The following is a 12,554-nucleotide window of genomic DNA, read 5'->3' on the forward strand; positions in this document are numbered from 1 at the left end:
GGCCATGCAACACCGGCATGGCCTCCTCCTCCGCCTTGCCACCCTCGGCCCGAACCCGCCTCGCCTCCACCGCCCTACTGCCGGACGCTTTTACCGCCGGGCACCCATAGCACATCCCCGTCCGGATTTGCCGTTCTTGCCAGGATAAAGAGCAAATCCGAAAGTCGGTTGAGATACTTGGCCGGCAGGGTGCCGGTCCGTTCCGGGTCGTGGTCCACCAGTGCCCAGGCAGCACGCTCGGCGCGCCGGGCGATCGTCCGCGCCACATGCAGCAGCGCTGCGCCCGCAGTGCCGCCGGGGAGGATGAAGGAGTCCAGGTTGCCAAGGCGCGCGTTGAACTCGTCGCACCAACCTTCGAGGCGGCTGACGTACTCCTCGGTGACCCGCAGTGGCGGGTACTTCGGATCCGGCTCGATCGGATTGGCCAGGTCGGCACCGACGTCGAACAGGTCGTTCTGGATCGATGCGAGCACCGGGACGAGTTCGTCGGAGAGTTGCCCCAGCGCGAGAGCGACGCCGATCGCGGCGTTGCACTCGTCGACGTCGGCGTACGCCGTGATCCGTGGATCGGTCTTCGCTACCTGCTCGTTGTTGCTCAGCCTGGTCATGCCGGCGTCGCCGGCCTTGGTGTAGATGCGCGTGAGGTGGACGGCCATGACGCACAGCCTACGGATATCTGATCTGACTGTCACAGATCGTCCGGCCGGAGCCGGTACTGTCCCGCCCGGGACCGCAGCACCCGGATCCGCTCCGTCGGGAGCCGCCGCCTGCTCGGACGCCGCATCGGCCTGGCCGGGTGGGGTCGGGCCGGGGGACGGTGGTGCCGCGTCCGTCAACGACGTCAGCGTTATCCGGGTACGCGGCGGGGCCCGACTGTGCGGCACTGTGCACGTGGTCGGGGCGAAGAACTCGGCGCTGAAACTGATGGCGGCGGCGCTGCTGGCCCCGGGCCGGACGGTCATCACCAACGTCCCCCGGATCACCGACATCGCCATCATGGGGGAGGTGCTGCGGCGGCTCGGCTGTGCGGTGCGGTTCGAGATCGATCCGGCGGTGGACGGTCCGGCTGCCGAACACTCCCGGACGGTCACCATCGACGTCCCGGAGCAGCCCGGCACGGAGGCCGACTACGACCTGGTCCGCCGGCTGCGGGCGTCGATCTGCGTACTCGGTCCGCTGCTCGCCCGGCTCGGCTATGTGCGGGTGGCCCACCCCGGTGGGGACGCGATCGGCTCGCGCGGGCTCGACATGCACGTCGCCGGGTTGAACCGGCTGGGCGCCGAGATATCGGGCGAGCATGGCTTCGTGATCGCGTCCGCCCCGGCCGGACTGCGCGGGGCGGACATCGTGCTGGAGTTTCCGAGCGTGGGCGCCACCGAGAACCTGGTGATGGCGGCGGTCCTGGCCCGGGGAGTGACCACGATCGACAACGCGGCCCGGGAGCCGGAGATCGTGGACATCTGCACGATGCTCACCGAGATGGGGGCCCGGATCATCGGCGCCGGTACGTCCACCCTGACCATCGAGGGGGTCCGGGAGTTACGACCGGTGCGGCACGCCACGGTGGGGGACCGGATCGTCGCCGGTACCTGGGCCTTCGCCGCCGCGATGACCCGGGGGGACGTGACCGTGACCGGCGCGAGCCCGGCGTTCCTGGAAATCGCGCTGGACAAGGTGGTCTCCGCCGGTGGCCTGGTGGAGACCCGGCCGGACGCTTTCCGGGTACGGATGGACCGGCGGCCGACCGCGGTGGACGTGGTCACCCTGCCGTACCCGGGCTTCGCCACCGACCTGTTGCCGATGGCGATCGGGCTCGCCTCGGTCAGCGAGGGCGCCTCGCTGGTGACCGAGAACATCTTCGACGGCCGGTTCATGTTCGCCAACGAGATGGCCCGGCTCGGTGCGGACATCAAGACCGACGGGCACCACGCCGTGGTGCGGGGCCGGGACCGGCTCTCCGGTGCGCCGGTCCGGGCGACCGACATCCGGGCCGGTGCGGGTCTGGTCATCGCCGGGCTCTGCGCGGACGGGGTCACCGAGGTCTCGCACGTGCACCACATCGACCGGGGCTATCCGGACTTCGTCGCCGACCTGCGGGCGCTCGGGGTGGAGGTGGAACGCGGCCGGGTACCCGAGGAGCCAGACCCGACCCTCTGACCCCTACCGCCCCGCCCCTGCCCGCCCGCCCCTGCCCGCCCGCCTCTGCCCGCCCGCGCCCGCCCGCCCCTGCCCGTTGATCATGGACTTGTGGTGCCCCTTACGGGGTAGTAAGCGGCTTCTGTCTCCCACCATAAGTCCATGATCGACCGGGGTTCGGTGGCGCGTCGGGGCCGCACTCGCCACGGCAGGTGATGGGGTCGCCCGAGGCTGGCTTAGCCATCGTTCAGGGGTGACCGCTAGGGTGCTGACAGTGCAGCCAATCCAGGCGAGGGAGAAAGAGATGGCGGGTCGACTCGCGGTCGTCGGGGCCGGGTTGATGGGTGCGGGTATCGCTCAGGTAGCCGCCCAGGCGGGCTGGCAGGTGACACTGCGGGACCTGGACGACGCGGCGACGCAGCGCGGCCTCGACGGGATCCGCAGGTCGCTGGAGAAGTTCGCGGCCAAGGGGACGATCCCGGCAGACGACGTCGAGGCGGCGCTCGGGCGGATCACCCCGACCACCGAGTTGGACGCGGTCGCCGACGCGGACCTGGTCGTCGAGGCGGTCTTCGAGCGGCTGGACGTCAAGCAGGAGGTGTTCCGGGCGCTGGACAAGTTCTGCAAGCCCGGCGCAGTGCTCGCCACCAACACGTCGGCCATTCCGGTGACGCAGATCGCAGCGGTCACTGAGCGACCCGAGTCGGTGGTCGGTACGCACTTCTTCTCGCCGGTGCCGATGATGAAGCTCTGCGAGCTGGTACGCGGGTACAAGACGTCGGACGCGACGCTGGCCACGGCCCGGGCCTTCGCCGAGGGCGTCGGCAAGACGGTGGTGGTGGTCAACCGGGACATCGCCGGCTTCGTCACCACCCGGCTGATCGCCGCGCTGGTGGTGGAGGCGGTCAAGCTGGTCGAATCGGGCGTGGTCTCGCCGGAGGACCTGGACACCGCCTGCCGGCTCGGCTTCGGCCACGCGATGGGGCCGCTGGCCACCTGTGACCTCACCGGCGTGGACGTGCTTCTGCACGCCTCGAAGAACATCTACACGGACACGGCCGACGAGAAGTTCTTCCCGCCGGAGCTGCTGCAGCGGATGGTCACCGCCGGGGATCTGGGTCGCAAGACCGGCAAGGGCTTCTACACGTACTGAGCCGGCGCCTCGGGTGGGATGTGACAACGCGCCTGGGGTGTGACAACGCGCCTGGGGCGGTATGACGATGCGCCCCGGGTGACGTGTTAATAAGGGCCCCTTCCTATGCAGAATGCGTTAAGAAGGGGCCCTTCCTTACGGCTCAGCCGTCGCGGCGGGTGGTCCAGCGGAAGGTGCCGAGGCAGAGCAGCAGGCCGATCACGCACCAGGCGGCCAGGACCAGGGCGACCCGGCCCAGCTCGAACGCGCCGCCCGGTTCCTGGGCGCCGAATGCGTCCGGCAGGAAGACCGACCGCAGGCCCTGGCACATCCACTTGAGCGGGAAGAGGGCCGCTACCTGCTGCATCCAGCTTGGCAGGTCGGTGAAGACGAAGAACACCCCGGAGATGAACTGGAGCACCAGGGCGACCGGGGTGACCACGGCGGAGCCGCTGCGGGCGGTACGCGCCAGCGACGAGATGGCGATGCCGCAGAGGGTGCAGGCGGTGACGCCGAGCACGGAGACCCAGGCGAAGGTGAACCACTTCCCGGCGGTGCCGGGCAGTTGCAGGTCGAACAGGGCGACCGAGACGGCGAGCAGCAGGGCGGTCTCGGCGATCCCGATCGCCACCACCATGATCACCTTGCCGGCGAAGTAGACCCACTTCGGCATCGGCGTACCGCGCAGCCGCTTGAGCACTCCCCGGTCCCGTTCGATCGGGATCCAGATGCCGAGGTTCTGGAAGCTGACCGTCATCAGGCCGGTGGCGATCATGCCGGTGATGAAGTACTGCGTGTAGCTGACCCCGGGGCTGATCTCGTCGTCGAAGATCGCCGCGAAGATCAGGATCATGATGATCGGGAAGCCCATCGTGAAAACGACGGATTCCCGACTGCGCAGGAACTGCCGGATCTCCAGCCGGCCCTGCCGGGCCGCCAGGGTGAGGGGACCCAGCCGACGGGGCGCGGTCGTGGCGGTCGGCGCGGCCGGCTTCAGCGTGGTGCTCATCGGTGTCCGATCATCCGCAGGTAGATGTCCTCCAGGGTGGGCCGGGTGACGGTCAGCCCCGGCACCTCGCCGCCGAACCGCGCGGCCAGCTCGGCGACCAGCGCCGTCGGCGTCGCACTCTGCGCGTTCTGCGCCGTCCCGTCCGGGGTACGCCAGGAGACCGTCGCCATCGCCTCCTGCCGGTTGCCGAGCTGTGCCGGAGGGGCCACCTCGATCACCCGGCCGGCGGTGATCACCCCGACCCGGTCGGCGAGGGTCTCCGCCTCGTCCAGGTAGTGCGTGGTCAGCACGATGGTCGTCCCGGCGGCGGCCAGGTCCCGGATCAGCTCCCAGAACTCCCGGCGGGCCTCCGGGTCGAAACCGGTGGTTGGCTCGTCGAGGAAGAGCAGTTCGGGGCGGCCGATGATGCCGAGCGCCACGTCGAGCCGGCGCTTCTGCCCGCCCGAGAGGGTGTGCGTACGGGCCCGGGTCTTGCCGGTCAGCCCGACCTGCTCGATCACCTTGTCCGGGTCGTCGGCGCCGGCGTAGAAGCCGGCGAAGTGGTGCACCACCTCGGCGACGGTCAGTTCGTCGAACTCGCCGGTGCCCTGGAGCACGATGCCGACCCGGGAGCGCCAGTCCGGCGCCGGGTCGGCCGGGTCGCTGCCGAGCACGCTCACCTCGCCACCGTCGCGCTGCCGGTAGCCCTCCAGGATCTCCACCGTGGTGGTCTTGCCGGCGCCGTTCGGGCCGAGCAGCGCGAACACCTCGCCCCGGTGGACGTCGAGGTCGACGCCGGCCACCGCCGGGTTGCCGCCGTACGACTTGCGCAGCCCACGGACCGAGATCGCCAGCTCGTCATGCATGCCGTCAACTATGCGTGGTCGGGGCGGGACGCAACGATCCGGGGCGGGGGGCGCCGTACATGTCGGCACCCTGACCTGTGTGGTTTTTCACCGACGCGGGGTACTGGACGGTAACTTAAACTCCGGCCATGGACGACAAGGCAGTGTCGGGCCGACTGCCCGAGCGGGACCGGCCCTGGGTGATGCGTACCTACGCTGGCCATTCGTCGGCCACCGCGACGAACGCGCTCTTCCGTCGCAACCTGGCCAAGGGGCAGACCGGCCTGTCGGTCGCCTTCGACCTGCCCACCCAGACCGGTTACGACCCGGACCACGAGCTGGCCACCGGTGAGGTGGGCCGGGTGGGGGTGCCGGTGGCCCACCTCGGTGACATGCGGGCCCTCTTCGACGGCATCCCGCTGGCCGAGATGAACACGTCCATGACCATCAACGCCCCGGCGATGTGGCTGCTCGCCCTCTACGCCACGGTCGGGGCGGAGCAGGGTGCCGAGCCGGCCGGGTTCGCCGGCACCACGCAGAACGACATCATCAAGGAGTACCTCTCCCGGGGGACGTACATCTTCCCGCCGGCGGCGTCGCTGCGGCTCACCGCCGACGTCATCGCGCACACGCTGACCGCGATGCCCCGCTGGAACCCGGTCAACATCTGCTCGTACCACCTCCAGGAGGCCGGTGCCACGCCGGTGCAGGAGGTCGGCTTCGCGCTGGCCACCGCCGTGGCGGTGCTCGACGCGGTGCGTGACTCCGGCCAGGTGCCCGCCGACCGGCTCGGTGACGTGGTGCAGCGCATCTCGTTCTTCGTCAACGCCGGGGTGCGCTTCGTCGAGGAAATGGCGAAGATGCGGGCCTTCGGCCGGCTCTGGGACGAGATCACCGCCGACCGGTACGGCGTGACCGACCCGAAGCAGCGCCGGTTCCGGTACGGGGTGCAGGTCAACTCGCTGGGGCTGACCGAGGCGCAGCCGGAGAACAACATCCAGCGCATCGTGCTGGAGATGCTCGGCGTGACGCTGTCGCGCAACGCCAGGGCCCGCGCGGTGCAGTTGCCGGCGTGGAACGAGGCGCTGGGCCTGCCCCGCCCCTGGGACCAGCAGTGGTCGCTGCGCATGCAGCAGGTCCTGGCGTACGAGTCGGACCTGCTGGAGTACCCGGATCTCTTCGACGGCTCGTACGTGGTGACCGCCCTGGTGGACGAGATCGTGGCCGGTGCCCGGGTCGAGCTGGACCGGGTACTGGAGATGGGTGGCGTGGTCACCGCCGTGGAGACCGGTTACCTCAAGAGCGCCCTGGTTGGTTCGCTGGCCGAGCGGCGGCGCCGGATGGAAGCCGGTACCGACGTGGTGGTGGGCGTCAACCGGTTCACCGAGACCGAGCCGTCCCCGCTGACCGCCGCCGGTGCCGAGGCGGTGCAACAGGTCGACCCGGCGGTGGAGGAGGCGGCCGTGCGGAGCGTACGCGAGTGGCGGGCCGCCCGGGACGCGGACGCGGTGGTCGCCGCCCTGGCCCGGCTGCGCGCGGACGCCGCGACCACCGCGAACCTGATGCCGGCGACGCTGGCCTGCGTGCGGGCCGGGGTGACCACCGGCGAGTGGGCCGGCGCGCTGCGCGGGGTGTTCGGCGAGTACCGGGCGCCGACCGGGCTCGCCGGTGGGGCCGGGGCCGGTGGGGACGCCACCCTGGCAGGCGTCCGGGAGCGGGTCGCGGCGACCGCCCGCGAGCTGGGCACCGGCCGGCTGCGCCTGCTGGTCGGCAAGCCCGGCCTGGACGGGCACTCCAACGGCGCCGAGCAGATCGCGGTACGCGCCCGCGACGCCGGCTTCGAGGTGGTCTACCAGGGCATCCGGCTCACCGCCGGGCAGATCGTGGCGGCGGCGGTGGAGGAGGACGTCGACCTGGTGGGGCTCTCCGTCCTCTCCGGATCGCACCTGGCGGCGGTACCGGCGGTGCTGGAGGGCCTGCGCGCCGCCGGTCGGGCCGACCTGCCGGTGGTGGTCGGCGGCATCATCCCCGCCGGGGACGCCGGGCAGCTGCGCGCCGCCGGGGTGGCCCGGGTCTTCACCCCGAAGGACTTCGCGTTGACCGGCATCATCGACGAACTGGTCACCGTGGTCCGGGAGGCCAACGGCCTGCCCGGCTGAGCCGACCTGCCGGCGGGCGGGGGTCGACCTGACGGCGGCGCGCTGGGGTGCCGGCGGGCGGGCCGGGCGCCGGCGGGTGCGGTCCCGCCGGCCCGCAGGCGGGTGGTCAGGCCATCTCGTAGGTCAGGCCATCTCGTAGGTCAGGCAGTCGGCCATGGCGGCACCGACCCGGATGCCCGGTGCCCGGCATTCCAGGTCGGCGTTGTGCCGGCAGTCCGCGCGCTGGCAGGCGCCGACCTGGGCGATCAGCGAGCCCATCCCGCCCTTGGTGGGCATCTCGATGAAGGTGTGGCAGCGGGCGTGGTCGCTGCTGCCGACGGTGATGGCGAACGCCCGGCATCCGTTCTGGTTGTACGAGCACTTCGTCACCGTGCACTCCTGCACCGGGGGCATCTCCATCGACGCGGTCATCTCGGCCTCCTCGCGACTCGTGTCCCGATATTAGGCTTTGATGTGGTTTCTGCTCAGGAAACCGCAGGTCTGTCACCCAGTACGACGGAGAGCGGAGCCGGCGTCAGACCCCGCGCGGCCAATCCGGCAAGGATGTGCGGCAGGGCCTCGTCGGTCATCGCCGCGTTCGCCTCGGTGACGTGCAGGACGATCACCGAGCCGGGGCGCACCTTGTCCAGCACCGCCCGCACGATCGGCCGCCACGCGGTGGCGAACGGGTCACCGCTGACCACGTCCCCGTCCACCACCGTGACGCCGAGCGGGGCCAGGGCGGCCAGCGCCGGGCCGTCGTGGCAGAGACCGGGGAAGCGGAAGTAGCGGGTCTGCCGCCCGCCGTACCGCTCGACCAGCGTGAAGGTCCGCGCCACGTCCTGGGTCATCTGGTGGGTGGGGATCCGGGGCAGGCCGTAGCAGTCGCCGGTGAACGCCAGGTGCCCGTAGGTGTGGTTGGCCAGTTCGAACCGGGGGTTGCCGGCGATCCGGGCGGTCACCTCCGGGTACCGCTCGACCCACTTGCCGGTTAGGAAGAAGGTGGCCGGAACCTGGTCGCGCTCCAGCAGGTCCAGGATCTTCAGGTTGGCGTACGAGGCCACCTTGCCGCTGCGCAGGTTGAACAGCATCGCATCGGTCATGTCCGCGTCGAAGGTCAGCGCCACCCGGTTGCCGGTACGGGGACCGTGGTCGACCACCGGTGGGCGGGTACCCGGTCGGGTGGCACCGGGCCGGCCGGTCGTCGTACCCGCGGACGGGTCGGTGGGACTCCCGGTGTCCGGCGCCGGGCCGCCGGGCCGGGTGGCGGTCGGGGTACCCGGCGGTAGGGCGGTGCCGGGTTCCGCGAGGACGAAATCCGGGGCCGGGGTGCCCGGCCCCGACCCGCGGACCAGCCCCAGGGCGAGCGTGAGCGCGCCGAGGACGCCGATCACGACCATGATGACCAGCAATGTCCGAAAATTCTTCACCTGCACGGCATGATCATGGCAAGCTCGGCGGTGCGGTGGGTGCTCCGGGACGCCCCTTCATCCGGACGATACCGGCCGGGGTGGGGCCGTCGGTCAGACGCGGAACCCGGCGGCCCGGGCCGCCTGCCGTTCGCGCCGTCGGGACCGGCGTCGGCGCAGGAGCCAGCCGGCGAAGCCGAGCAGGGCGAGCAGGAACGCGAGCACCAGCACCGGCAGGACGATGGCGACCAGGGACATGACCACGCTGGTGGCGTCCTCGGCGGTACTCGCCACCGGGGCACCGACCCCGCCCGTGGTGGCGTTGATCACCGGACGCGCGGCCGCCTTCAGCCCGTGTACCCCGAACGCCACCGCCATCCCGACCGCGATCGGTACCCACTGGTGGGAGGAGAAGAACTGGCCCGGATCGGTGACCGTGACCGTCTCCGCGGCCGAGCCGGCACCGAAGGCCAGCCCACCTGCGGTGGGACGGACCACGGTCTGCAACATGTCGTTGACGTGGTCGACGACCGGCACCTTGTCCGCGACCACCTCGACCGCCAGCAGTACCGCGAGAATGGCGATGACCCAGCCGTTGGCGAGCCACTGGGAGCCGGCCGGCAGGTTGATCAGATCGGTGTAGCGGGCGAGCAGGCCGAGAGCGAGCAGCGGGATGTAGGCGTTCAGTCCCGCCGAGGCGGCGAGACCGGCGCCGGTCAGCACTTCGAGCACGTGTCCCAGCATCCCACCGCGCCGCCAGTGCCGCTCGACGGCGGATCGGCGTACCGCCGGGTCCGCGACGGACGTGTGCCGCGTCGCGTGGCGGGGCGTCGGGAGGGCTCCGCTACCCTCGTCGGGTGCGGTTGGTGATTGCGCGGTGCTCAGTGGACTACGTCGGACGGCTCTCGGCCCATCTGCCGACCGCCACCAGACTCCTGATGGTCAAGGCCGACGGCTCGGTCTCCATCCACGCGGACGACCGGGCCTACAAGCCGCTGAACTGGATGAGTCCGCCCTGCCGCCTGGAGGAGGCGCCCGGGGTGTGGCGGGTGGTCAACAAGGCCGGCGAGGAGTTACGGATCACCCTGGAGGAGATCTTCCAGGACACCTCGTACGAACTGGGGGTCGATCCCGGGCTGCGGAAGGACGGGGTGGAGGCGCACCTCCAGGAGTTGCTGGCCGCGAACCCGGCCACCCTCGGCGAGGGGTACACGCTGATCCGTCGCGAGTACATGACCGCCATCGGGCCGGTGGACCTGCTCTGCCGGGACGCGGAGTCCGGCACCGTGGCCGTCGAGGTCAAGCGGCGCGGTGAGATCGACGGGGTGGAGCAGCTCACCCGCTACCTCGAACTGCTCAACCGTGACCCGCTGATCGCACCGGTGGCCGGCGTGTTCGCCGCCCAGGAGATCAAGCCGCAGGCCCGGGTACTCGCCACCGACCGGGGCATCCGTTGTGTCGTGGTCGACTACGACAAGCTGCGGGGCATCGAGCGGGACGAGCTGACCCTGTTCTGAGCGCCCGGGGCCCTGGGGGCCCAGGGGTGTTAAGCGGGGGCCTGGGGCCCGGGGGTGTTAAGCGGGGGCCCTTCCTCTACCGAAAGCGTTAAGAAGGGGCCCTTCCTTACACCTTCACGGCGATGAGGGACTTGGGCAGGCCGGCGAGACGTTCGACCCGGATCGCCGAGTCGGGGAAGTAGTGCCGCAGCTGTGAGCGGTCCAGCAGTTCGGTCCAGAGCACCTGCGTGATGGCAGCCTCGTGGGTCTTCGCCGGCGAGTGCGCCAGCGGCCAGTGCCGGGCCACCATGGTGCGGGCCCGGACCGGCAGGAACTGCATCCCCGGGGCGAGCCAGTGCGGCTCGACCGGGAAATAGCGGTACGGGGTCTGCACCCAGTGCGCGTCGGCCAGGGTCCGGACCGCTGCGGCGAACCGCAGCCGCCGCTCGTGCCCGCCCACGTGTTCCAGGACCGAGTTGGAGAAGACCAGGTCGTAGCGGCGGCGGGTGATGTCCGGCGGCAGTTCGCAGGCGTCGGCGTGGTCCACCTCCGCCCAGTCGGGTACGTCCGCCGGGGCGGGTTCCAGGTTGACCACGTGCACGTGCGCGGGGCGTACCGGGGCGCGTAGCCAGGTGTCGACCCGCCCGCCGAGGTCGAGTACGGACATCTCCGCCAACCTGGGGAACGTCTCGGCGAGCCACCCCGCCCGGCGTTGCCGGCGGCGGGCTGCCCAGGAGTCCTCGTTGTCGACCAGTTGGAAACGCAGCGAGTGCAGGCCCATGTCGGCAATGTACCGATGGCCCTACCCAGGTGGAATCTCTGAATCTTCCGATTTCATTGGACCATCGGTTATCTGACAGTCACCGACCGTAGATCGCCTTGATCGTCTTGACCAGCCGGGCCACCTGCGCCGGAGTCCGCTCGAAGGTCATCGCGGGCATCAGCGACGGCCCGCGCCGCCGGGTGACCGCCTTGGCCCGACCGAACTCGCGCAGCCCGTCGTCGCCGTGGATCCGGCCGAAGCCGGACTCGCCCGTCCCGCCGAACGGCAGGGTGGACATGCCGGCGAAGGTGAGGGTGGAGTTGATCGCGGTCATCCCGGAGCGCAGCCGGCGGGCGACCGCCACCGCGCGCCGTCGGCCGAAGACCGAGCCGCCCAGGCCGTACCCGACCGCGTTGGCCCGGTCGACCGCCTCGTCCACGTCGGACACCCGGTTGATGACGATGGTCGGCCCGAACGTCTCCTCCCGCACCGCGGCGGCGTCCTCGGGGACGTCGACCAGGACGGTCGGGTGCACGAACGGCGGTCGCACCGCCTCCGGCCCACCGAGGACCGCCCGGCCGCCCCGGGCCACCGCGTCGTCGATGTGCCGCCGGATGACGTCCACCTGGCTCGGCATGGTGATCGGCCCGATGTCCGCGCCGTCCGCGCCCACGGTCAGCCGGCCGGCCCGCTCGACCACCTTGGCGACGAACCGGTCGTGTACCGCGTCGACGGCGTACACCCGCTCGATGCCGATGCAGGTCTGACCGGCGTTGGTGAGCGCACCCCAGACACAGGCCTCGGCGGCGGCGTCCAGGTCCGCGTCGTCGTCGACGATCATCGCGTCCTTGCCGCCCGCCTCCAGCAGTACCGGGGTCAGCGACTCGGCGCAGGCGGCCATCACCTTCTTCGCGGTGGCGGTGGAGCCGGTGAAGGCGACCTTGCCCACCCCCGACCGGCAGAGCGCGGCACCGACATCACCGAGGCCGTGTACGACCTGGAGCACCGGCTGTTCCGGCACCACCTCGGCGAAGGTGTCCGCCAGCCACTGCCCGACCGCCGGGGTGTACTCGCTGGGCTTGAAGACCACCGCGTTCCCGGCGGCCAGGGCGTACGCGGCCGAACCGATCGGGGTGAAGACCGGGTAGTTCCACGGTCCGATCACGCCGACGACACCGTAGGGCTGGTACTCCAGGTGGGCGCCGAACTCGACGAGCAGCAGCCGGGACCGGACCCGACGGGGCCCGAGCACCCGACGCGCGTTACGCGCCGCCCAGTCGATGTGCTCGACGGCGGTGATGACCTCGACGATGGCGTCGGCCACCGGCTTGCCGGTCTCGTCGTGGCAGAGTGCCGCGAGTTCCTCGATCCGGCGGGCCAGCGCCGACCGCCAGCGCAGCAGCCGGTCCCGTCGGGCGGTGAAGCCCAGGCCGGCCCACCAGTCTCCGGCGGTGGCGGCCCGGCGCACCGCCTCGGCGACCCCGGCCGGGTCGCTGGTCGGGAACCGGCCGGTCTCCGCGCCGGTCGCCGGATTCGTGGAGATCAGCAGGCCGTTGTCGACAACCGGAACGCCGGGGATCTGGACAGCCGTCATGGCGGCAGTCTAGACCCGCAGATTACCGGTGGGTAGGGTTGTCGGCCGGAAGT

The 12,554-nt window shown here is 71.1% G+C and carries 12 protein-coding genes; 4 read left to right on the top strand and 8 right to left on the bottom strand.

From position 1 onward, the window contains the following. Positions 1–74 precede the first annotated feature (74 nt). Positions 75–656 carry a cob(I)yrinic acid a,c-diamide adenosyltransferase gene (locus V6U90_RS12500; RefSeq protein ID WP_334434745.1) on the bottom strand — a complete coding sequence of 194 codons (582 nt, stop codon included), beginning with the start codon at positions 654–656 and terminating at the stop codon, positions 75–77. Between V6U90_RS12500 and murA the strand changes: the two genes are divergently transcribed. Together murA and V6U90_RS12510 are read left to right on the top strand one after the other, a co-directional pair. Continuing rightward, complete coding sequence (murA, locus tag V6U90_RS12505) at positions 655–2,157, top strand: UDP-N-acetylglucosamine 1-carboxyvinyltransferase (RefSeq protein WP_334434748.1); 1,503 nt, start codon at positions 655–657, stop codon at positions 2,155–2,157. The two genes, V6U90_RS12500 and murA, sit on opposite strands and share 2 nt — an antisense overlap. A gap of 283 nt (positions 2,158–2,440) precedes the next feature. Then, a complete protein-coding gene (locus tag V6U90_RS12510; protein WP_334434751.1) occupies positions 2,441–3,289 on the top strand; it encodes a 3-hydroxyacyl-CoA dehydrogenase family protein in 849 nt (282 codons plus the stop codon). Between the two features lie 142 nt (positions 3,290–3,431). Here V6U90_RS12510 and V6U90_RS12515 read toward each other — a convergent pair whose 3' ends face one another. Both V6U90_RS12515 and V6U90_RS12520 read right to left on the bottom strand, forming a co-directional pair. Further along, positions 3,432–4,277, bottom strand: coding sequence for an ABC transporter permease (locus tag V6U90_RS12515; RefSeq protein ID WP_334434754.1), 846 nt, complete (start codon positions 4,275–4,277; stop codon positions 3,432–3,434). After that, a complete protein-coding gene (locus V6U90_RS12520) occupies positions 4,274–5,122 on the bottom strand; it encodes an ABC transporter ATP-binding protein (RefSeq protein WP_334434757.1) in 849 nt (282 codons plus the stop codon). Before V6U90_RS12520 ends, V6U90_RS12515 begins: the two co-directional genes overlap by 4 nt. A gap of 128 nt (positions 5,123–5,250) precedes the next feature. Here V6U90_RS12520 and V6U90_RS12525 point away from each other — a divergent pair, with 128 nt between their 5' ends. Further along, positions 5,251–7,260 (top strand): protein meaA, encoded by a 2,010-nt coding sequence (locus tag V6U90_RS12525; RefSeq protein WP_334434759.1) that lies wholly within the window; start codon positions 5,251–5,253, stop codon positions 7,258–7,260. A gap of 123 nt (positions 7,261–7,383) precedes the next feature. Here V6U90_RS12525 and V6U90_RS12530 read toward each other — a convergent pair whose 3' ends face one another. From V6U90_RS12530 to V6U90_RS12540, 3 genes are all read right to left on the bottom strand, one after another. Continuing rightward, the gene (locus tag V6U90_RS12530; protein ID WP_334434761.1) at positions 7,384–7,671 is read right to left on the bottom strand and encodes a DUF1540 domain-containing protein; all 288 of its coding nucleotides are present in this window, start codon (positions 7,669–7,671) and stop codon (positions 7,384–7,386) included. Between the two features lie 53 nt (positions 7,672–7,724). Beyond that, entirely contained in the window at positions 7,725–8,669 is a 945-nt protein-coding gene (locus tag V6U90_RS12535) for a polysaccharide deacetylase family protein (protein ID WP_334434764.1), read from the bottom strand. A 93-nt stretch (positions 8,670–8,762) separates the two neighbouring features. After that, the gene (locus V6U90_RS12540) at positions 8,763–9,380 is read right to left on the bottom strand and encodes a DUF4126 domain-containing protein (protein ID WP_334434766.1); all 618 of its coding nucleotides are present in this window, start codon (positions 9,378–9,380) and stop codon (positions 8,763–8,765) included. 125 nt (positions 9,381–9,505) lie between these two features. On the opposite strand from V6U90_RS12540, the gene nucS reads away from it, so the two are divergent. Then, a complete protein-coding gene (nucS, locus tag V6U90_RS12545; RefSeq protein WP_334434768.1) occupies positions 9,506–10,165 on the top strand; it encodes an endonuclease NucS in 660 nt (219 codons plus the stop codon). Between the two features lie 106 nt (positions 10,166–10,271). Here the strand turns inward: nucS and V6U90_RS12550 are convergent, their stop codons facing one another. Both V6U90_RS12550 and V6U90_RS12555 read right to left on the bottom strand, forming a co-directional pair. Further along, positions 10,272–10,925 carry a class I SAM-dependent methyltransferase gene (locus V6U90_RS12550; protein WP_334434771.1) on the bottom strand — a complete coding sequence of 218 codons (654 nt, stop codon included), beginning with the start codon at positions 10,923–10,925 and terminating at the stop codon, positions 10,272–10,274. 79 nt (positions 10,926–11,004) lie between these two features. Then, entirely contained in the window at positions 11,005–12,501 is a 1,497-nt protein-coding gene (locus tag V6U90_RS12555) for an aldehyde dehydrogenase family protein (RefSeq protein ID WP_334434774.1), read from the bottom strand. Between the last annotated feature and the right edge of the window lie 53 nt (positions 12,502–12,554).

The sequence above is a fragment of the Micromonospora sp. CPCC 206060 genome (assembly GCF_036906895.1).
Classification (GTDB): Bacteria; Actinomycetota; Actinomycetes; order Mycobacteriales; family Micromonosporaceae; genus Micromonospora.

Coding starts and splice junctions, on each gene's coding strand:
- murA (WP_334434748.1), top strand. CDS start 655: ATGACGCACAGCCTACGGATATCTGATCTGACTGTCACAGATCGTCCG.
- V6U90_RS12500 (WP_334434745.1), bottom strand. CDS start 656: ATGGCCGTCCACCTCACGCGCATCTACACCAAGGCCGGCGACGCCGGC.
- V6U90_RS12510 (WP_334434751.1), top strand. CDS start 2,441: ATGGCGGGTCGACTCGCGGTCGTCGGGGCCGGGTTGATGGGTGCGGGT.
- V6U90_RS12515 (WP_334434754.1), bottom strand. CDS start 4,277: ATGAGCACCACGCTGAAGCCGGCCGCGCCGACCGCCACGACCGCGCCC.
- V6U90_RS12520 (WP_334434757.1), bottom strand. CDS start 5,122: ATGCATGACGAGCTGGCGATCTCGGTCCGTGGGCTGCGCAAGTCGTAC.
- V6U90_RS12525 (WP_334434759.1), top strand. CDS start 5,251: ATGGACGACAAGGCAGTGTCGGGCCGACTGCCCGAGCGGGACCGGCCC.
- V6U90_RS12530 (WP_334434761.1), bottom strand. CDS start 7,671: ATGACCGCGTCGATGGAGATGCCCCCGGTGCAGGAGTGCACGGTGACG.
- V6U90_RS12550 (WP_334434771.1), bottom strand. CDS start 10,925: ATGGGCCTGCACTCGCTGCGTTTCCAACTGGTCGACAACGAGGACTCC.
- V6U90_RS12555 (WP_334434774.1), bottom strand. CDS start 12,501: ATGACGGCTGTCCAGATCCCCGGCGTTCCGGTTGTCGACAACGGCCTG.